Genomic DNA, 20,562 nt, shown 5'->3' on the forward strand with positions numbered 1-20,562 from the left:
ACATGTCATACGATCCCACGGGCACGCACGATACCGCTGCCCTTCAGGCCAAGGCCAAGAGCCACCTCTGGCCGCACTTCACCTCGAGCAAGGTACTCAATGACGGCATCCCCGTCATCACCCGCGCCGAGGGCCACCACATCTACGATGCTGCGGGTCGCAAGTACTTCGACGGCCTCTCCGGTCTCTTTGTGGTCAACGCCGGCCACGGCCGCGACCGCATCGTCGATGCTGCAGCCAAGCAGATGAAGCAGCTTGACTTCATGCCGCTCTGGTCCTACGCACACCCCGCAGCGGTTGAGCTCGCCGAGCGTCTCGCGAGCTACGCTCCCGGCGAGATGAACAAGGTCTTCTTCACCACCGGCGGTGGCGAGGCAGTCGAGTCCGCGTTCAAGCTGGCCAAGCACTACTGGAAGCTCCGCAACAAGCCGATGAAGCACAAGGTCATCTCGCGCGCGGTTGCTTACCACGGCACCCCGCAGGGCGCCCTTGCCATCACCGGCATCCCCGGCATGAAGGAAATGTACGAGCCGCTGACCCCCGGTGGTCACCGTGTCCCGAACACGAACTTCTACCGCGCAGAAGAGAACGGCGCCCCGAGCGACGACGTCGAGACGTTCGGACAGTGGGCCGCGAACCGCATCGAAGAGGCCATCCTCTTCGAGGGTCCCGACACCATTGCCGCCGTCTTCCTCGAGCCGGTCCAGAACTCCGGTGGCTGCTTCCCGCCGCCCCCCGGATACTTCAAGCGCGTCCGCGAGATTTGCGACCAGTACGACGTGCTGCTCGTCTCGGACGAGGTCATCTGCGCCTACGGCCGCATCGGTGATTTCTTCGCGTCGAAGGCGCTCGGCTACGAGCCCGACATCATTACGTCGGCGAAGGGCATCACCTCGGGCTACGTCCCGCTCGGTGCCATGCTCGTCGCGGACAAGGTGTCGGAAGCGTTCGCGTCTGAGGACAACACCTTCTACCACGGCTTCACGTTCGGTGGCCACCCGGCCGCTGCCGCTGCTGCCCTGGCCAACCTCGACATCTTCGAGGAAGAAGACCTCAACGGCAACGTGCGCACGAACAGCCCGCTGTTCCGCGCGGAGCTCGAGAAGCTGCTCGACATCGACATCGTCGGTGACGTGCGCGGCGAGGGCTACTTCTTCGGCATCGAGCTCGTCAAGGACAAGGCCACGAAGGAGACGTTCAACGCGGAGGAATCCGATCGTCTGCTCCGCGACTACCTGTCCCCCGCGCTGTGGGAAGCCGGCCTCTACTGCCGCGCCGACGACCGTGGCGACCCCGTCATCCAGCTCGCTCCGCCGCTGACCATTGGTCCGGCCGAGTTCGCTGAGATGGGAACCATCCTGCGCAGCGTCCTGAAGGACGCGTCCTCGAAGATCTAGTCTTTCGAGCCTGGGGCCCGCTCTGCTGTTGCAGGGCGGGCCTTTTGCGTACCCGGGGCGCGCTGCGCCCGCAGGATCCTGCCCGGCGGCCCGGTCTGGGGACAGCCGCCACGCACCCGGTGGCCCGGTGCCCCGCCCCGGTGGCCCGACCACCCCGCGCCAAACATGTCGGAAACGCGAATCATTCTGCACCGAAGTCGGGCATGTTCTCCGACGCAATTGTCATTTCCGTCGTGATTCGCAGCGGCTCAGCTCACATCTGCGAGCCCCTGCGCGATCGCACGCAGAATGAGGTCTTGAACCTCGGGCCAGTGGTGAACGACTTGGTCGTAACCCACTCGGATCACGTGATAGCCATTGAGCAGCAGTTGCGCATCGTGAGCGATATCAGAGGCTCTCTGCGGCCCGACATGAGTGCCGCCGTCGATTTGCAGGATCAGCCGGTCCCCGATCAAGAAGTCGACGTAATGCCCAAGGACCCACGACTGAGGCTTGATGCGGATTCGAAACCGCCTCATTCGCCGCAGCACCAGGGACTCGAGCCCTGAATCAAGGTGCGGGAACACGTCCTTGACCAGCGCCTTCGCTCGTCCGGTGAAGGGCAGTCGGCGCAGTTCGGCGAGTTCAATCTGCCCCGCACGAAGCGCTGATTCCCAGATCGCGTGCGCGTCCTCCGTCGACTGGCAGAGTGCGACCGTTGCGAGCACATTCACTAAGTTGTCCTCGAGTTGGCGCCTATCCCGGTGCATGATGGGGGCATTCCAATGCAGACAGAGACTGTCGTCCCGCGGTGTTCGCGCACCTGCCGAAAGGCCGATGTGCGTCTGAGGCCCCACGTGAGTCACCCAGAGACCCAGCCGCTTCGCCTGAGTCACGCAGGTGAGCACCCCACCGCTTTGCGCCGCGATCAACAACTCGGCGTCTGCGCCAGGCGCAGCGAGCCAGCCCTGCCTGACCCGATGCAACTCGCCCGATAGACACATGCGATTCAGGGCCCGATAGCTGAACCCTGCTTCGATGAGTGCCCGCGACGGGACAACTCCGCTCCACTTTCGAATCTCATTTGCGATGTGCATACGCCCATGCTCGGTTGTCTCATCGGCATTGAGCACGTTTCCACAGACTTCACCTGAGTCTGCGCCTCGTCACCCCCTGTGAACGGGGTTCGTCGCGTGGCCTGCCACGCATGTCGGGAACGAGAATCATGCGGCACACAATGGGCAGGATCCCTCCGTCATGATTGCCAATTCCGAAATGTCTGACGGGCGAGGCGGGCCCGAGGCGAGAGCGGAACCCGGGCCGGCCCGGACGCACAAACGCCCGCCACCTTTCGGTGACGGGCGTTGTCGAGCAAGTCGCGAAAACGACCCTACTCGAAGAGTTAGCGTCGCAGGCCGAGACGCCCAATGAGCGTACGGTAGCGGTTGATGTCTACCTTCTGGAGGTAGCCGATGAGACGACGGCGCTGGCCGACGAGGAGGAGCAGGCCACGACGCGAGTGGTGGTCGTGCTTGTGCTCCTTGAGGTGCTCCGTGAGATCCAGGATGCGACGCGTCTGCAGCGCAATCTGAACCTCGGGGGAACCCGTATCACCGGGGTGGGTCGCGTACTCTTCGATGATCGCCTTCTTGACATCTGCTTCGAGTGCCATAGTTGGGGACCCCCTTCTCTTCGTTGCGCGGCGCCGAAGGCGGAATGCCCAGGCTCTCTTTATCCGCGGCCGTTAGACGGCAACCTGTACAGCTTACCGCACTCGCGCGGAACACGCGACACACGCGAGTAGGCTCGGGAGCATGACTGCACACGATCCCGCCCTCTCCCAGCACCTGGCCGAACTTGCCGGCACGCTAGCTCGCGAGGTTGGGGTGGAAATCATGCGCCGACGCCGGATCGGCGTCGATGTGGCAGCGACGAAGTCGAGCATCAACGACGTCGTGACCGAGGCTGACGGGGCCGCCGAGCGCATGCTCGCCGAGGCACTCCTGGTGGCGCGCCCCCAGGACGGGCTCATCGGAGAAGAGGGCGGCACCCGAGCGAGCGAAAGCGGCATCACCTGGGTGGTGGATCCGATCGACGGCACCGTGAACTACCTGTACGGGCTGCCCCTCTACGCGGTGAGCGTCGCGGCCACCGTGCCCGACGTCGACGCGTTCGCCGACGGCCGCCGCGCGATCGCCGGGGCGATCTACCTCCCCGAGCTCGACGAACTCTACGAGGCCTGGCAGGGCGGTGGCGCGCGGTGCAACGGCGAGCCGATCGCCGTGTCTGAGGAGGTCCCGCTCGAGACCGCGCTCGTCGGAACCGGTTTCGGCTATACGCGAGAGCGTCGCGCCGAGCAGGCGGCGGTCGTCGCCCAGTTGCTGCCAGACGTTCGCGACATCCGTCGCACCGGCTCCGCCGCGTACGACCTCTGCCTCCTCGCCTCGGGGCGCCTCAACGCGCTGTACGAGCGCGGCCTGCAGCCGTGGGACTACGCGGCGGGCGCTCTGATCGTCACCGAGGCAGGCGGAGCCGTCCTGGGTCGCGGTGACGGCACCGCTCCCGGCGACCCACTCTTGGTGGCCGGCCCGCCCCTGCTCGCGCACGCGCTCCGCGCGCGGGTGGATCACTTCGCGTAGTCCGGTGGCCGCTCCCCCGCAGCCGCCGTCTCAGCGCAGCACGCAGGCCTCACCTCGATAACGGTCGGTGTGCCCTGATGCGCCCCGGCCGTCCGTATGTCAGGATGATTGACATCGGCCACCCAGGCCGTCATGCAAGTCCTGAAGCACAAAGGAGTGCCGAGACATGACCCGACCTCTCCCCACGGATCCCCTGATCAGCGAACTCGTACGCCGCGCTCGCGGCATGCGCCTGAGTCGCCGGCAGCTCTTCACCGGCACCGCGCTTGGCGCGGCCGCTCTGGGCACCACAGCCTTGGCCGGATGTGCGCCTGCCGCCGGGCCCGGCGACGGCTCCGGCGGTGAGATCAACTGGGCCAACTGGACCTACTATCTCGACTTCGACGAGGAGACAGGCAGCTGGACCACTCTCGACAATTTCATGAAGCAGACCAACATCACGGTCAACTACTACGAGGACATCGAGGACAACAACACCTTCATCGGCAAGATCAAAGACCAACTCAAGCTGCACCAGGACACCGGTTACGACACCTTCTGCCTGAGCGACACCTCGGTCGTGCGCTTGCTCGAGCGGAAGGAACTGCAAGAGTTTGACCGCGCGGCGATGCCGAACACCAATGCGAACATGATCGACATTGTGCAGCGCGCGAACTTCGACCCCGACCGGATCTCCTCCGTCCCCTACCAGGCCGGAATGACGGGTCTCGTCTACAACACGCAGCTCTACCCGGCGGGCGTCCGCAACGTCTCCGACCTCTGGGCCCCGGCACTCAAGGGCAAGGTCGGCGTACTCAGCGAGATGGACGACACGCTCGGCCTCATCATGCTTGAGCAGGGCGTCGACGTCGAGGGCGACTGGGGCGACGATGAATTCGAGGCCGCGCTCGACGTCGTGAAAGCACAGCTGCAGTCACAGCAGATCGCGACGGTCAAGGGGAACTCGTACACGCAGGACCTTGAGCAGGGAGTGATTCACGCCGGAATGGCATGGTCGGGCGACGTCGCGATCCTGAACGAAGACGCCGGCGAGGAGATCTGGAAGTTCGTGGTGCCCGATGCAGGCGCGACCCTCTTCGTCGACTCGTTCTGCATGCCGGTCGCCACCGAGAAGCGTGACCTGGTGCAGGAGCTCATCGAGTACTACTACGAGCCCGAGGTGGCCGCGGAGGTGGCCGCGTACGTGCAGTACGTGACGCCCGTGAAGGGCGCACAGGACGCAATGGCCCAGCTGGCGCCGGAACTGGCCGAGAACCCGCTCATCTTCCCCGACGAGGAGATGAGCGCCCGCATCTTCGACGTGCGCTCGCTCTCCTCGGACGAGGACAATCGCTACACGCAGGCCTACCAGAAGGTGCTCGGCAACTAGCCCCGCGAGCGACAGCGACGCCCCGGTCCCGCGCAATCACGGGCCGGGGCGTCGTCAGTTTTCCGGCAGGATCCTGCCGTCGAGCTACCCGCCGATCATCGCCTCAATGGGCCCGCGCGCGAAGTACACCGCAAAACCGGCGGCGACGATCCAGAGCAACCAGTGGACCTTGCGCGCCTGGCCCGAGAAGACGTGGATCACGGCCCACGCGATGAACCCGACGCCGATTCCGTTTGCAATCGAGTAGGTGAGCGGCATCACCGCGATGGTCAGGAACGCGGGCAGCGCCACACGGAAGTTGGCGAAGTCGATCTCGACGATCTGCGTCATCATCATGGCGCCGACCACCACGAGGGCCGCTGAGCCCACCTCGATCGGCACGATGAGCGTGAGCGGCGTGAAGAACATCGAGACGAGAAAGAGCACGCCGACCGTGACCGACGCGAGGCCCGTGCGGGCACCCTCGCCGATGCCCGAGGCGCTGTCGACGTAGACGGTGTTCGACGATGTGGACGTCGCGCCGCCGATGACTGCGCCGAGGCCCTCGACCACGAAGGCCGAGCGGATGCGCGGGAACGAGCCGTCGCGGTTGGCGAGGCCCGCGTTCTTCGAGAGGCCGGTCATCGTGCCCATGGCGTCGAAAAAGTTGGTGAAGACGAGGGTGAAGATGAGCATCGTCGCGGCCAGTCCGCCGATGCGGCTGAACGCCCCGAAGAGATCGAACTGGCCGACCAGCGCGAAGTCGGGAAGGGTCACGAGCTGTTGCGGAAGCTCGGGGATGGTCATGTGCCAGCCGCCCGGCTGCGCGGCAGCGGGACCGAGCTTTAGGAGCGCCTGCAACACGATCGCGAGGAGCGTCGACGCGACCATCCCGATCAGGATCCCGCCCGGAACGCGAAGCGCGACGAGCACGCCGATCGTGATGAGCGCGATGACGAACACGAGCGTGGGCACCGACGCAATCGAGCCGCCATCGCCCAGCTGGACCGGCGGGCCGCCCGGGGTGCGGCTCACGAAGCCCGAGTCGAAAAGCCCGATGAAGGCGATGAAGAAGCCAATGCCGACCGCGATCGCTGACTTCAGCGGCTGCGGCACGGCGTGGAAGATCGCCGTGCGCGCGCCGGTGGCGCCGAGGAGGACGATGATCACACCGTTGATGACGACCAGGCCCATCGCCTCGGGCCAGCTCACCTGGCCGACGACGGCGACCGCGAGGAACGAGTTGATGCCGAGCCCAGCCGCGAGCGCAAACGGCATGCGCGCGGCAATGCCGAACAGGATCGTGATGACGCCGGCAGCGAGCCCGGTCGCTGCACCGACTTGGGCGGGGTCGAGGAAGTCGCCCGTGAGATCGGCGGCGGCCTCGCCGCCCAGAATGAGCGGGTTGAGGATCACGATGTACGCCATGGTGACGAAGGTCACGATGCCGCCGCGGAGCTCGCGCCCGACCGTGGACCCTCGCTGCGTGATCTCGAAGAACCGATCGATCGCGCCGACCTTCACGTCCTTCAGCTGCCGTTCGTCCACTGACACCCGGGCTCCTTGATTGCTCGGCGCCCCTGTCCAGGCGCAATACACCTGAAGTTACCAGGATCCTGCCGAGCGAACGCAACAGTGCCCGCCGTGCGAGCACGACGGGCACTGTGGTCGGTCAGCTCACGTTCGCGAGCTGACCGGAAAAGCGCACTGCCTAGCTCACGCCGAGCAGGTCGATCACGAAGATCAGGGTCTTGCCCGAAAGCGGGTGCCCTCCAGCGGTTCCGTACGCCTGAGCGGGCGGAACGATGAGCTTGCGGCGTCCGCCGACCTTCATGCCGGGGATGCCGGTCTGCCACCCCTGGATGAGCGAGCGCAGCGGGAAGTTGATGGATTCGCCACGGCTCCAGGAGGAGTCAAACTCTTCGCCGGACTCGAACTCGACGCCCAGGTAGTGAACGTCGACGGTCGAGCTCGCGAGAGCCTCGTCGCCAGCACCGATGGTGATGTCGACAATCTGCAGCTCCGCGGGGGCAGAGCCTTCGGGGAACTCGATCTCGGGCTTAGTCAGTGGTGCATCAGTCATGCCCCCATTCTTGCCGGAATCGGCGGCGCTCGGGCCTGCGTTCGCTCTCAGGGGAAGTTCATCCCGACTACGTGAAGAGCGTCCGACGCACCTCGGTGAGATGCGTCAAGAGTTCGAACTCTCTGCGGGCAGAGCGCTCGCTCGGAAATCCGGCGCGCACTCGCTCGCGCACCACCGCCAACTCCGTGCTCGCCCGCACAAACTCCCCGGCAGCGCTCGAGTAGGCGGGCCCGCGCGCCGCGGCCCAGCGCCTGAGCGTCCGGCGGCCGGCGGCGGTCGCGATGAGGCCTACCTCGTCCGAGCGCAGCCAGCCCGCGGCGCAGTAGTCCTCGAGCGCCAGTCGCAGGCGGGCGCGCTCGCGCGCACGCAGCTGGGTCACAAACACGGTGCCGATGATGAACATGGGCACCTGCACCAGGACGTACAGCAGCAAGAAGTCCACCCCGGCGGCTAGGTTCCAGAGCGCGTGGAGCGCCACCGCTCCGGCCAAACCGCCGATCGCCCAGCGGTGCACGGGGCGGCCCGTGCCGACCGCCCACCCCACCGCGATCCCGAGCACTGCGGTAAACATCGCGTGCGCGAAGGGCGACAGCATGCCGCGCATGACGAAGGTGGCGCTGAGCGAGGCGGCTCCGCCCGTCGAGAGCGCGTCGCCGAAGTAGAGGATGTTCTCGGTGAAGGCGAAGCCCGCGCCGATCGTCATGCCATAGACGAGGCCGTCCACGACGCCGGTGAATGTCGTCCGCCAGATGAGGAACACGAGCAGCAGGCCGAGGCCCTTCGCCGCCTCTTCCGTCACTGGAGCGACGGCCACCGACAACCAATAATCGCTCAGGCGGACGCCCATGAGCTCGGCGGGGAGGCCGAGCAGCAGCGCCAAGATCACCGCCGCGCTCGCTCCCCAGAGCAGCGCGCTGACCGTTGCCGAGCGCGGTTCCGGCTCCCACCGGTCGACCCACCGCACGCCGAGCAACACGATGCTGAGCGGGATGAGCGCCGCGGCACCACAGATGAGCAGCCCGAGCGTGCCGAAGGACGCCGCAAGCACCGCGATGATGACGAGCACCATGACGGCGAGGCCCACGAGCGCGATCGCGAACGCGACCAGCTCCCCCGTGCTCCGGTCACCCCGAAGCTTCGGCAGCGTCAGCCGATTCGCGATGGCGGTCTCTGACATCAGATCACCCCCTTGCCGGGGTTCAAGATCTGCGTCGGGTCAAAGAGCTCACGGATCCCGAGCTGGAGGTCCAGCTCGTCCGCGCCGAACTCCGCCGAGAGCCACCGCGCTTTGAGGAGTCCGACTCCGTGCTCACCCGTCAGCGTGCCGCCGAGCGCGAGCGCCGCGCGGAAAAGGGCGTCCGCGGCATCCCACACCAGCTGGGGCACGCCGCCGTCACTCTCCCGCTCCGCGGCCGGCACGAGGAAGTGAGGGTGCAGGTTGCCGTCCGCGGCGTGCGCGCCCGCGGGAATCGTCAGCCCCGTCTCTGCCTCGATGCGTGCGATCTCGCGATACATGTCCGGAAGCTTGCTGCGCGGGACGCAGACGTCCTCGATCAGCGCGTCCCCGAGCGAGCTCAGCGCCGGGTTCAGCGCCCGCCGAAAGTCGAGCGCGCGCTCCCCCGCCGCCTCTCCCACCAGCACCTCGGCACGTCCGCCTACGGCCTCTGCCATCGCCGCCGCTCGCTCGGCCCAGTCGGCCGAGTCGGCAGTGTCCCACTGACCAATCACGACGGCGGCCCCCGGCCTGATGTCTTGCAGGATCCCGTCGCGCTCGTTCGCGGGCACGTACTGGTCCACCGCAGTCACGGTCGAGGGATCCAGGAGCTCGAGGGTCGACGGGCGCTCCGGCGCGGCGGTCCGCTCGCTCGCGGCGATACTGCTGTCATCCGACAGGATCGTGCTGCTTCCCGACAGGATCCTGCTGCAGAGCGTGAGCGCCGCGGGAAGTCCCGGGAGCACGGCCACGACGGTGGTGGGCGGGGTACTCGAGAGCGGCACCAGGCGCACCGTCGCCTCCGTGATGACCGCGAGCGTGCCCTCGGAGCCGACCAGCAGGGCGGTGAGGTCGTACCCCGTCACGCCTTTGAGGCTGCGCCGTCCAGTGTGGATGACGCGGCCATCGGCAAGCACTGCGGTCAGCGCGAGTACTGCCTCCCGGGTCACGCCGTACTTCGCGCAGCGCAGGCCGCCCGCGTTCGTCGCAATGTTGCCACCGATCGTCGAGATCGCTCGGCTGGCGGGATCCGGTGCGTACAACAGGCCGTACGGGAGGGCGGCATGGCTGATGTCCGCGTTGAGGACGCCAGCCTCGACCCGGGCAACCTGGTCGACCGGGTCAATCTCCAGAATGCGGTTCATGCGTGAGAGCGAGAGGACGATCTCCCCGCCGCCCGCGGCCGCTCCTCCGGACAGGCCGGTTCCGGCTCCCCTCGGCACCACCGGGACGCCGCGTGCGTGGGCGATGCGCAGAATCTCGGATACCTCGTCGGTGTGGAGCGCCTCTGCGATGCCCAGCGGGCGAGATTCACGCACGATTCCGCTGCGGTCGGAGCGCATGGCGAGGACTTCGGCATCGCCGGTCACCCAACGAGTTCCCAACAGGCGAGCGAGATCGGCGGCGACAGTCACGGCTCCATCCTGCCACGACGACTCTTTCGCTCGGGGAGGGCGCTGCACGGCGGCTCCGAATCGGATAGCCTGGGAAATGTGAAATTTGCGCATCTTTCCGAAACGGCCGACTCGACTCCAGAGCTGTCGCTCGTCCTGGGTGACCGCGCAGTCCCGCTGCGCGAGCTCGACGACGCGCTGCAGTTTGCCACGCTCCAGCAGCTCATTGAGGCTGGGCCCGAGACGCTCGATCGCGTGCGCCAGGCCGCGTCGCACCTTTCGGCAGACGCCGGGCGACCGCTGAAGAACGCTATCTATTCTGCCGCGGTCATTCGTCCGCCGATCACGCTCGCCGTCGGACTGAACTACGACGAGCACGCGAGCGAGCTCGCACTCGACAACGATTCAGGCCCGGTCCTGTTCTCCCTCTTCCCAAACTCGCTCAACGGCCACGGTCGCGAGGTACCGATCCCTACGCACATCTCGACCGAGGTGGACTACGAGGGCGAGCTCGGAGTCATCATCGGCAAGGCTGTGCGCGACGTCTCCCCCGAGGAGGCCCTCGACGCGGTCTTCGGGTACACCGTCATCAACGACATCACCGCGCGCGACCTGCAGTTCCGCGAGCCGCAGTGGAGCCGCTGCAAGTCCTTCGACGGCTTCACCCCGGTCGGCCCGTTCGTGGTGACCGCGGACGAGATTCCCGATCCGCAGGACCTGCACATCACGACTGATGTGGACGGTCTGCGCGTGCAGGACTCGTCAACGAAGTTCATGGTGAACACGGTCGCGCAGCTGATCTCGGCGATCTCGCAGGGGCTCACGCTGCTGCCCGGAACGCTCATCTCGACCGGTTCGCCCGGCGGCGCTGGCCGCTCGCGCAAGCCGCAGCTCTTCTTGGTTCCCGGCACCGAGGTGACGGTCTCGATCTCGAAGCTCGGTTCTCTCACCTCGTACTGCGTTCCCGGCTAGCGGGCAGTCGCTCTGCCCCGTTCGGGGCAACGACCAAGGGCCGGTGAATCTCGCGATTCACCGGCCCTTGGTCGTTGCAGCGGAGCTGGTTACTTCTCGAGCTCAGCCTCTGCCTCAATGATCGGGATTGCGCCCGTCTCGGGCATCAGGCCCGCGAGGCGCGCCGGCTGCAGCAGCTCGTCGAGCTCTGCCTGGCCCAGCAGGCCGCGCGACACGACCAGCTCGGACACCTTCGCGTTCGTCGCGAGGGCCTCCTTCGCGAGCTTCGCCGACTCCGCGTAACCGATGACCGGGGCGAGCGCCGTGATCACGGTGACCGAGCGGGCCACCATGTCGCTCAGGCGCTCTTCGTTCGCCGTGATGCCGTCAACGCAGTTCACGCGCAGCGTCTCACAGGCACGCTCAAGCCAGGTGATCGACTGGAACAGCGAGTGCGCAATGATCGGCTCGAAGGCGTTCAGCTGCAGCTGCCCGGCCTCGACGGCCATGGTCACCGTGACGTCGGCGCCTGCGACCGAGTAGGCCACCTGCGACACCGCCTCGGGGATGACGGGGTTGACCTTGCCCGGCATGATCGATGAGCCTGCCTGGCGGGCAGGCAGGTTGATCTCGCCGAAGCCCGCCTGCGGGCCCGACGACAGCAGGCGCAGGTCATTGCTGATCTTCGAAAGCTTGATGGCGGAGCGCTTCAGCGCACCCGAGAACGTGATGAACACGCCGGTGTCGCTCGTCGACTCAACGAGGTCACCCGCGGTGACGAGCTCGAGGCCCGTGATCTCGCGGAGGTGCTTGACCACCGATTCCTTGTAGCCGCGCGGGGCGTTGATGCCCGTGCCAATGGCGGTCGCGCCCATGTTGACCTCGCGCAGCAGCGTGACGGCCTCGCCCAGGCGCTCGATGTCCTCCCGCAGCGTGACGGCGAAGGCGTTGAACTCCTGGCCCAGCGTCATCGGAACGGCGTCCTGCAGCTGCGTGCGGCCGACCTTGATGATGTGCGAGAACTCGCGGCCCTTCTTGGCGAAGGATTCGGCGAGGAGCTCGAGCTGCTCGAGGAGGCTCGTGAGCGAGAACGCAAGCGCGATCTTGATCGCGGTCGGGTACGTGTCGTTGGTCGACTGGCTGTGGTTCGTGTGGTCGTTCGGGTTGATGAACGCGTAGTCGCCCTTGCGGTGACCTGCGAGCTCAAGCGCACGGTTCGTGATGACCTCGTTGACGTTCATGTTCGTCGAGGTGCCCGCACCGCCCTGCACGACGCCGACCAGGAACTGGTCGAGGAGCATGCCGGTCTTGATCTCCTCGCATGCGCGGTCGATCAGCGTCGCCCGCTGCTCGTCGAGCGAGCCAATCTCGAGGTTTGCTCGAGCCGCTGCCTGCTTGACGCACGCGAACGCGCGCACAAAGTCGGGGTAGACCGAGATCGGCCGGCGCGCGATCGGGAAGTTCTCGAGGCAACGCGCCGTGTGCACCCCCCAGTACGCAGCTGCGGGAATCTCCACGCTACCGAGCGAATCGGTCTCCGTGCGCGTCTGGGTGGACATGTAGTCAGTCACGTGTCAGTGCTCCTGGTGTCGAACCGTATGGCGCCGTTGGCGCGCCCGTGACCAAGCCTACCCCTCTTCCCTCGGCGAGTCTGGTCGAGTGATGGGGCCGGTCATCGGTTCGACCGATGGCACGTCCTGCGGGGCCGAGTCGGACGGGCCGGTCAGCAGCGGCCCGCGGCGCAGCACCTCGATCGACGCGGTCAGCGTTTCGGTCTGCTGCGCAGGATCATCCCCGAGTCCGGGCCGACCCAGATGGGTCACGGCGATCCTGCCCCGCGGGCCGAAATGAAAGCGCAGCTCGCGCTCACGGAACAGCCAGACCACGCCGATTGCGCACGCAAGCAAGCCCGCGATCGCGGCGACGCCGAGGGTCCAGCGGGCCCCGAAGGCGTCCGCGACGGCGCCGACGATGGGCGCTCCCAAGGGCGTGCCTCCCATCAACACCGCGAGGTAGAGGGCGAGGACCCGCCCGCGCAGATGGGGCGGGGTCGTGGTCTGCACGAACCCGTTCGCGGTGGTGAGCAGGGTCACCGTCATGAAGCCCATGAGCACCAGCGACACCGCAAACGACCAGAAGCTCGGCATCAACGCCGAGACCACGCAGGAGAGGCCGAATCCACCGGCGGAGAGGATGACGACTCGGAGCCGCGCGTCCTGCCGTCGCGCCGCGAGCAACGCCCCGGTGAGCGAGCCGATCGCGAGGATGGAAGAGAGCAAGCCATACTCGCCCGCCCCGCGTCCGAACTCGACCGCCATGGTCGACGAGACGATCGGGAAATTCATGCCGAACGCGCCCATCAAGAACACGATCGCGAAGACGACCACGAGGTCGTGCCTGCGTCGCACGTAGCGGAATCCTGCCGCCAACTGCGCCCGTTGCCCGGCGCGCGGTCCCGCGTCGCGTTTCTCTCGCGGCCGATCGATCCTGATGGCAAGAAGAGCAAGGAGCACCGCCGCAAAGGACCCGGCGTTGATAACGAACACCCAGCCCGATCCGACCACCGCGATCAGCAACCCGGCCACCGCCGGTCCGATCAACCGCGCGGTGTTAAACGAAGCCGAGTTCAGCGCGACCGCGTTCGCGAGTCCCGCGTGCGGCACGAGGTCAGAAACGAACGCCTGCCGCGCCGGGGTGTCGATGGCGTTCACGATCCCGAGCATGAGCGCAAACCCAAACAGGTGCCACAGCTGCGCGGCGCCCGAGATCAGGAGGGCACCGAGGCCGAGCGCGAGCAAGCCGAGCGCGGTCTGCGTGGCAATCAGAACTTTTCGCCGGTCGAAGCGATCGGCGATCAGTCCACTGACGGGAACGAGCAACAGCTGCGGGCCGAACTGCAGCGCCATCGTTCCGCCCACCGCAAGCGCGTCGCCCGAGGTCAGCTCAGTCAGCACCACCCAGTTCTGGGCAGTCGCCTGCATCCAGGCCCCCACATTTGAAATCAGCGCGCCGAGAAACCAGAGTCGGTAGTTGCGGATCGAGAGCGATCGAAACATCGGCATCATTGCTGAGGGGCACCTCCGTGGGCCCAGTCGCGGGCTAGAACTTCCCGCCCATGTCGAGCAGGCGGCGGATCCGCTCAGGGATTGGAGGGTGGGTCGAGAAGAGGGCCTGCAGGCCGCCGGGCTTCAACGGGTTCGCGATCCAGAGGTGCGCCATGCTCGAGTTCTGCTTCTGCAGCGGGCGCCCGTACTCGGACAGCTTGTGCAGCGCGCTCGCGAGGGCCTCGGGGTGCCGCGTCGTCATCGCGCCCGTCGCGTCGGCGAGGTACTCGCGCTGACGCGACACCGCGAGTTGCACAATCGTCGCGACGACGGGGGCCAGCAGCATCGCCGCGAGGCCAAATACCAAGACGATCGGGTTGCCGTTGGAGTTGTTCCCCCGCGAGAAGAACGCCATCCGGAACATCATGTCCGCGATCATGCCAACGGCGACAGTGAGGCCGTAGACGATCATCGACACGCGGATGTCGTAGTTACGCACGTGGCCGAGCTCGTGCGCCATGACGCCTTCGAGCTCGGGATCGGTCATGATATCGAGCAGACCGGTCGTCGCCGCGACGACGGCGTGCTCTGGGTCACGTCCCGTGGCAAACGCGTTCGGTGCCGGGTCGTTCACGATGTAGACCTTCGGCATGGGCGAACCCGTCGTGATCGACAGGTTCTCCACGATCCGGTAAAGGCGCGGATGATCCGTCGGACCGATCTCCTGCGCCCCGGCCATCGAAATCGCCTGGCGGCCGGCCATGAAGTACTGGAAGACCGCGTACGCGGTCGCAAATCCCAGCGTGATCAGCACAATCGTGGTGTCTTGATAGATCCACGCTGCGAGCGCGCCGAGGCCGCCGATGAGCAGCAGGAATCCCAGAATGATGAGAACGGAATTGACCTTATTCCGACGTATCGCGCGGTACAACGCTCCCCCGACCTAGAACTGGATGCGCGGCGGTTCCGAGATCGAAGCGATGTCTTCGACCTCGAAGAACTCCCGCTGCGCGAAACCGAACATCTTCGCGACCATGTTGTTCGGGAACACCTGAATCTTGGTGTTCAGCTCACGAACGCCGCCGTTGTAGAAGCGACGAGCTGCCTGCACCTTGTTCTCCGTATCGACGAGCTCGCCCTGCAGCTGCAAGAAGTTCTGGCTGGCCTGCAGCTGCGGGTAGGCCTCGGCGACCGCGAAGATACTCTTCAGCGCCTGCTGCATGTGACCCTCGGCGACTGACGCCTCGGCCGGCCCCTGCGCGGAGATCGTCTCGGCGCGAGCTCGGGTGACGGAGTCGAACACCTCACGCTCGTGCGTGGCATAGCCCTTCACCGTCTCGACGAGCGTCGGGATCAGATCGGCACGACGCTTGAGCTGGACCGTAATGTCACTCCACGCCTCGTCGACCCGCACGCGCAACGTGACGAGGGAGTTATAGGTCGCCCAGAAGTAGATGCCAATGATGACAACGAGCGCAATGACGATGATCAGAGGAATTGAGATGCCAGCCATGCGGTTACTCTATCGGTTGCACCCCGTAAAGTGCTGCCACTCCGCCGTGATTTCGCCCTACGCGCCGAGCACCCGATCCAGGTAAGCGTTGCGGAAGACGCGATCCGGATCGAGTCGATCTCGCACCGCGACGAAGTCGTCGAACCGCGGGTAGCGCTCGCGCAGGGTTTGCTCGCCCAGCGTGTGCATCTTGCCCCAGTGCGGGCGGCCATCGTGATCCTGGAAGATCGCCTCGACCTCGCGAAAGTACCGAGTCGGGTCTTCCCGCCAGTAGCGGTGCACCGCAATGTACCCGCTCTCGCGGCCGTGGGCGGTCGACAAGTAGCGGTCGTCTGCGGCCGCCGCGCGCACCTCCACGGGGAACGAGATCCGGAATTGCTGGCGCTCGATCATCGCGCCGATCTCACGCATCACCTGCGGGACGGCGTCGAGCGGGAGGGCGTATTCCATCTCGCGAAAGCGGACGGCTCGCCGGGTGACAAACACCCGGTTCGAGAGATCGCTGTAGGTGCGGCGGCTGGAGAGGCCCTCGATCATCTGATTGACGCGCGGGGTCATTGCCGGCACGAGCCGCTCTGCGGCGACGAGTGCGCCCAAAGCCTGATTGTTCACGAGCTCCTCGTCGAGGAACTTTGCGACCCGTCCGAGGGGTTCGGCCTCCGCCGAGATCGGCAAGCGCGTGTTGGTCTTCGTTCGGGTCCCGCGCGTGTGCGGGAACCAGTAGAACTCGAAGTGGTCCGCGGCACGCACTCGCTCACCCCAGGTACTCAGCACCTCGTCGAGCGGCGCCGGCGCTTCCTCGGCGCGGAGTAGAAACTGGGGCACGCACTGCAGCGTGACGGTCGCCAGCACCCCGAGTGCGCCCAGCCCGAGGGCAACCGCCGGCAGCAGCTCGGGCGAGTGGTCCTCGTCGATCGTGATCACCTCACCTGTGCCCGTCACGAGTGTCGCGCCGACGATGCCCGTGGAGAGTCCACCGAAAGCGAGACCTGTCCCGTGCGTGCCCGTCTGCGTTGCTCCGGTGATCGTCTGCCGGTCGATGTCTCCCATGTTTTCCAGGGCAAGCCCGAGCGGACCCAGTAGTGCAGGCAGCTCGTAGAGGTGTGTGCCGCCCCAGAGGGTCACGCGGCCGCGCGCACGATCAGCCGAGACGAGCCCGCGCATGCGACTGAAATCGAGCCGGATCCCGTCCGTCGCCCCGATACCGGTGAAGCTGTGCGAGCCCCCGATGGGTTTCACCGGATGGCCGGTCTCGCGTGCACGCTCGACCGCGAGCACCACCTGCTCGATCGAGCGCGGCGCGATCACGAGTTCGGGACGGGACGACTCGCTCCTGGCCCAGTTCCGCCAGCGGGCTTTCCCTCCGGTCACAGGAAGCATTTCCCTTCTCCTCGGTAGCTCGGCACCGGATCCTGGGAGCGTCCGTCACTCACCGGTACCAGCTCGTTCGTGTGCTCGGCGATCTCGCCGGCCTTCGTGTGCCGCATCCAGACGCGGTCGCCGGGTCGCAGCGCGTCGGCTGCGGCGCCCAGCACCGGGGTCTGGACCTCACCGGCGCCCTCGCGCGGGGCAAAGGTGAGCCCCGCTGGCCAGACGGGAAGCGGCGACCGATCGGCGCCAGGCACCCCGGAGGCGGTCCAGCCGCCGCCGAGCAGCGTCGCGACCCGCGCCGCCGGTCGCCGCACGACGTCCAGGGCGAATGCGGCGGCGGGCGCCGGGTGGAAGCTGCGGTAGTGATCAAAGAGGTGCGGGCCGAACAGGCCGCTGCCCGCGGCAACCTCGGTGACCGCCGCCTCGCTCACCGTGCGCTCGATCGAACCGGTACCGCCGCCGTTGACGAACTCGAGTTCGGCAACCTGACGAACCGCCGCAACGGCCTCGCGGCGGCGGTCGGCGAGCTCGGCCGCGCTTCGACGCTGGATCCACCCCATGAGGGCGGCGTCGACGGGCTTGCCCTCAGGGTTGTCCCCGACACCGGCGATCTGAGCCTCATAGGCCATGATGCCGACCAACGTGAACCCGGGCCTCGAAACGACACGCTCGGCCAGTCGGCGCAGGTCGCCCGGCTCGTGCAGGGGCGAGCGGAGCACCCCGATGTGGCCGAGCGCCGGCGCCCGCCACGACGAGTCCAGGTCGAGGCACACACGGATGGCTGACCGATCGCCGGGAGCAATCGCTTTGTCCACAAGATCGAGTTGGTCGACCGAGTCGACCATGATGGTGACGCGCGCCGCTGCGCGCTCGTCTCGGCCGAGTGCGGCTAGCGCAGCCAGGTCTGCGGAGGGGTACGCGACCACGACGTCGTCGATGGTCTCCGAGAGCCACAGCGCCTCGGCAACCGTGTAGGCCAATACGCCCTGGTAGCCGGGCAGCGCGAGGACGGCGTCGAGCACGGCACGGACGCGCACCGACTTCGATGCCACCCGGATCGGGAGGCCCCCGGCCCGCCGCGTCAGGTCGCGGGCGTTCCACGACAGCGCTTCGAGCGACAGCGCTACCACCGGGGCTGAACGATCACGGGTGGCCTCGGTCATCGATTCCCAATAGGCGGCAGGTTCCAACCACGGCTGCGCGTCGGCGCGCAGCACCAGCTCCGGATCATCAAGCGTGAGTGACATGGTCGTGATCCTAGCGGGGGCGACGGCCATTCCGGCGAACTTTGGCGCCCCACCAACGACGGATATTTCCCCAGATCGCGAACACGATGACGAGCACCACAACGACGATGAGCAGCAGCTTGGCAATCAGCACTGGGCATCCTCCCCGGGATCAGGCGCGCGGCGGCGCGGCTTGGTACCCCCAGTGGGACTCGAACCCACACCTGAAGCGATTTTAAGTCGCCTGCCTCTGCCAATTGGGCTATGGGGGCGCGGATCAATACTGCCAGAGATTGCGCGCGACTTCGGCCCGGGGCGCCCGCCCCACGCGAAGAAGCCGACCAGAGGTGATCTGGCCGGCTTCTTCGTGTATCAGGGTGTGGACCTCAAGCTGGGCAGAACTCAAGGTCCACAGTCAATGAGCCGGGGATACCCCGGCAAGGGTTATGCGCCGAGGCGGCTGCGCAGCGAGGCGAGCTCCGCGCTCAGGCGGGGAGGCACGCGATCGCCGAACTTGGCGAAGAACTCCTCGGTCAGGTCGCACTCGGCGAGCCAGGACGAGGCGTCGATCGAGAACAGCTCGTCGAGGTCGGCTTCGGGAAGCTCGAGACCATCGAGGTTCAGCTCTCCCGGCGCGGGCACGTGACCGATTGCGGTCGCGCGCGCTGCGTGCTCGCCCTCGACGCGACGAATCACCCAGTCGAGCACACGCGAGTTGTCACCGAAACCAGGCCACAGGAAGCGCCCATCGTCGCCCTTGCGGAACCAGTTGACCTGGAAGATCTGCGGGGCCTTGTCGCCGAGCTGATCGCCAATCTCGAGCCAGTGGCCCCAGTAGTCCGCCATGTTGTAGCCGCAGAACGGCAGCATCGCGAACGGATCGCGGCGCAGCTCGCCGACGGTGCCCTCCTGGGCCGCGGTCTTCTCCGAGGAAATGGTCGCTCCCATGAACACGCCGTGCTCCCAGGAGAGGGACTGCGCAACGAGCGGGACGTTGGTCGCGCGGCGCCCGCCGAACAGGATCGCGTCGAGCGCGACCCCGTCGTGCTGGTACCAGTCATCGGCCAGGGTCGGCGTCTGCTGGATCGGCACCGTAAAGCGCGAGTTGGGGTGCGCGGCGGGGCGACCGGACTCGGGAGTCCAGTCCTCACCGAGCCAGTCAACGAGGTGTGCGGGCGTCTCCTCGGTCATGCCCTCCCACCACACGTCACCGTCGTCGGTTAGTGCGACGTTCGTGAAGATGGTGTGGCCCCACAGGGTCTCCATCGCGACGGGGTTGGTGGTCTCGCCGGTACCCGGCGCGACGCCGAAGAATCCGGCCTCGGGGTTGATCGCGTAGAGCCGTCCGTCGCTGCCGGGGCGCAGCCACGCAATGTCGTCACCGATCGTCTCGACCTTCCAGCCGGGAATCGTTGGCTGGAGCATTGCGAGATTCGTCTTGCCACACGCCGAGGGGAACGCGGCCGAGAGGTGGTAGGCCTTGCCCGTCTCCTCGTTGCTGAGCTTGAGCAACAGCATGTGCTCGGCGAGCCAGCCCTCGTTGCGTCCCATCACGCTGGCGATGCGCAGGGCGAAGCACTTCTTCGAGAGCAGCGCGTTTCCGCCGTATCCCGATCCGAACGACCACACCTCGAGCGTCTCGGGGAAGTGAGTGATGTACTTCGTGTCGCTGCAGGGCCACGCCACATCGTCCTGGCCAGGCTCGAGGGGAGCGCCGACCGAGTGGACCGTGCGCACCCATTCCTTGCCCTCGACGATGCCGTCAAGCGCCTCCTGGCCCATCCGGGTCATGATGCGCATGTTCAGCACTGCGTAGGGCGAATCGGTGAGCTGCACGCCGAGCTGCGAGATGGGACCGCCGACGGGGCCCATCGAGAACGGCACAACGTACATCGTGCGGCCACGCATCGAACCGCGGAAGTGGGGCTCGAGCTCGGCCTGCATGTCCGCAGGGGCGCGCCAGTTGTTCGTGGGGCCCGCATCCGATTCGTTCTCGGTGCAGATGAAGGTGCGGTCTTCGACACGTGCCACATCGGCAGGGTGCGAACGAGCCAGGAAACTGCCCGGGCGAAGGTCCCGGTTGAGCGGGATCAAGGAGCCGGCCGCGACCATGCCCTCGCTGATCAGGTTCCACTCGTCCTGCGAGCCGTTGCACCAATACACAGAGTCAGGTTGCGTGAGCTCGGCAACACTGGTTACCCAGGCCAAGATCTCGGTATTCTCTGTCGTAGCTTCGGCCGTGACGCGCTGCTCAATGGGGAGCTGCGTCTCAGGTGCGATAGTCATGTTCAGGAAACTCCTACTGGGGTCAAGAAACCGCGTTATGTCTATTGTGACCGCCCGTACCCGAGAAATAGCACCAAACGAGTTGTAAACTTTGGCGAAAATTCACGTATAGTCAAGA

Annotated in this window: 18 protein-coding genes and 1 tRNA gene; 4 read left to right on the forward strand and 15 right to left on the reverse strand. The window is 66.5% G+C overall.

Annotated features, from left to right (window positions below; translation table 11 throughout):
* Positions 1-2 precede the first annotated feature (2 nt).
* The gene (locus tag KOE53_RS03135; RefSeq protein WP_188044128.1) at positions 3-1,397 is read left to right on the forward strand and encodes an aspartate aminotransferase family protein; all 1,395 of its coding nucleotides are present in this window, start codon (positions 3-5) and stop codon (positions 1,395-1,397) included.
* Between the two features lie 248 nt (positions 1,398-1,645).
* Here KOE53_RS03135 and KOE53_RS03140 read toward each other — a convergent pair whose 3' ends face one another.
* Positions 1,646-2,110, reverse strand: coding sequence for an endonuclease domain-containing protein (locus KOE53_RS03140; protein ID WP_353055565.1), 465 nt, complete (start codon positions 2,108-2,110; stop codon positions 1,646-1,648).
* 668 nt (positions 2,111-2,778) lie between these two features.
* The gene (rpsO, locus tag KOE53_RS03145; protein ID WP_188044129.1) at positions 2,779-3,048 is read right to left on the reverse strand and encodes a 30S ribosomal protein S15; all 270 of its coding nucleotides are present in this window, start codon (positions 3,046-3,048) and stop codon (positions 2,779-2,781) included.
* Between the two features lie 142 nt (positions 3,049-3,190).
* Here rpsO and KOE53_RS03150 point away from each other — a divergent pair, with 142 nt between their 5' ends.
* Together KOE53_RS03150 and KOE53_RS03155 are read left to right on the forward strand one after the other, a co-directional pair.
* Entirely contained in the window at positions 3,191-4,015 is an 825-nt protein-coding gene (locus KOE53_RS03150) for an inositol monophosphatase family protein (RefSeq protein ID WP_188057347.1), read from the forward strand.
* A gap of 166 nt (positions 4,016-4,181) precedes the next feature.
* On the forward strand, positions 4,182-5,384 hold the full coding sequence (locus tag KOE53_RS03155) for an ABC transporter substrate-binding protein (protein WP_188057348.1): 1,203 nt from the start codon (positions 4,182-4,184) through the stop codon (positions 5,382-5,384).
* Positions 5,385-5,468: 84 nt separating this feature from the next.
* Here KOE53_RS03155 and KOE53_RS03160 read toward each other — a convergent pair whose 3' ends face one another.
* From KOE53_RS03160 to KOE53_RS03175, 4 genes are all read right to left on the reverse strand, one after another.
* Positions 5,469-6,911 (reverse strand): NCS2 family permease, encoded by a 1,443-nt coding sequence (locus KOE53_RS03160; RefSeq protein ID WP_353055566.1) that lies wholly within the window; start codon positions 6,909-6,911, stop codon positions 5,469-5,471.
* A 163-nt stretch (positions 6,912-7,074) separates the two neighbouring features.
* Positions 7,075-7,446, reverse strand: a complete 372-nt coding sequence (locus KOE53_RS03165) for an FKBP-type peptidyl-prolyl cis-trans isomerase (RefSeq protein WP_188044133.1) — start codon at positions 7,444-7,446, stop codon at positions 7,075-7,077.
* A gap of 67 nt (positions 7,447-7,513) precedes the next feature.
* A complete protein-coding gene (locus KOE53_RS03170; protein WP_188044134.1) occupies positions 7,514-8,623 on the reverse strand; it encodes a PrsW family intramembrane metalloprotease in 1,110 nt (369 codons plus the stop codon).
* Entirely contained in the window at positions 8,623-10,074 is a 1,452-nt protein-coding gene (locus KOE53_RS03175) for an FAD-binding oxidoreductase (protein ID WP_188044135.1), read from the reverse strand. Before KOE53_RS03175 ends, KOE53_RS03170 begins: the two co-directional genes overlap by 1 nt.
* Positions 10,075-10,152: 78 nt before the next feature.
* Here KOE53_RS03175 and KOE53_RS03180 point away from each other — a divergent pair, with 78 nt between their 5' ends.
* Positions 10,153-11,025 carry a fumarylacetoacetate hydrolase family protein gene (locus KOE53_RS03180; protein WP_188057350.1) on the forward strand — a complete coding sequence of 291 codons (873 nt, stop codon included), beginning with the start codon at positions 10,153-10,155 and terminating at the stop codon, positions 11,023-11,025.
* Positions 11,026-11,114: 89 nt separating this feature from the next.
* On the opposite strand, the gene KOE53_RS03185 is transcribed toward KOE53_RS03180, so the two are convergent.
* The 9 genes from KOE53_RS03185 to KOE53_RS03220 all read right to left on the reverse strand — a co-directional run bounded on the left by KOE53_RS03185 (position 11,115) and on the right by KOE53_RS03220 (position 20,444).
* Positions 11,115-12,563, reverse strand: coding sequence for an aspartate ammonia-lyase (locus KOE53_RS03185; RefSeq protein WP_188044405.1), 1,449 nt, complete (start codon positions 12,561-12,563; stop codon positions 11,115-11,117).
* Positions 12,564-12,632: 69 nt separating this feature from the next.
* Complete coding sequence (locus tag KOE53_RS03190; protein WP_188057351.1) at positions 12,633-14,060, reverse strand: MFS transporter; 1,428 nt, start codon at positions 14,058-14,060, stop codon at positions 12,633-12,635.
* Positions 14,061-14,103: 43 nt separating this feature from the next.
* Positions 14,104-14,979: a M48 family metallopeptidase gene (locus KOE53_RS03195; RefSeq protein WP_188057352.1), complete on the reverse strand. Its 876-nt coding sequence runs from the start codon at positions 14,977-14,979 to the stop codon at positions 14,104-14,106.
* Positions 14,980-14,991: 12 nt separating this feature from the next.
* Positions 14,992-15,561 carry a LemA family protein gene (locus KOE53_RS03200; RefSeq protein ID WP_188044139.1) on the reverse strand — a complete coding sequence of 190 codons (570 nt, stop codon included), beginning with the start codon at positions 15,559-15,561 and terminating at the stop codon, positions 14,992-14,994.
* A 57-nt stretch (positions 15,562-15,618) separates the two neighbouring features.
* On the reverse strand, positions 15,619-16,932 hold the full coding sequence (locus KOE53_RS03205) for a D-arabinono-1,4-lactone oxidase (RefSeq protein ID WP_370566938.1): 1,314 nt from the start codon (positions 16,930-16,932) through the stop codon (positions 15,619-15,621).
* The gene (locus tag KOE53_RS03210; RefSeq protein ID WP_188057354.1) at positions 16,929-18,179 is read right to left on the reverse strand and encodes an alanine racemase; all 1,251 of its coding nucleotides are present in this window, start codon (positions 18,177-18,179) and stop codon (positions 16,929-16,931) included. The genes KOE53_RS03205 and KOE53_RS03210 overlap by 4 nt, the downstream gene beginning before the upstream one ends.
* A gap of 10 nt (positions 18,180-18,189) precedes the next feature.
* Positions 18,190-18,312, reverse strand: coding sequence for a hypothetical protein (locus KOE53_RS13685; RefSeq protein WP_255499010.1), 123 nt, complete (start codon positions 18,310-18,312; stop codon positions 18,190-18,192).
* Positions 18,313-18,352: 40 nt separating this feature from the next.
* Positions 18,353-18,430: transfer RNA gene (locus KOE53_RS03215), tRNA-Leu, on the reverse strand.
* Between the two features lie 172 nt (positions 18,431-18,602).
* Positions 18,603-20,444: a phosphoenolpyruvate carboxykinase (GTP) gene (locus KOE53_RS03220; RefSeq protein ID WP_188057355.1), complete on the reverse strand. Its 1,842-nt coding sequence runs from the start codon at positions 20,442-20,444 to the stop codon at positions 18,603-18,605.
* Positions 20,445-20,562 lie beyond the last annotated feature (118 nt).

This window comes from Leucobacter sp. CX87, assembly GCF_018682295.1.
In the GTDB taxonomy this organism is placed as follows: Bacteria; Actinomycetota; Actinomycetes; order Actinomycetales; family Microbacteriaceae; genus Cx-87.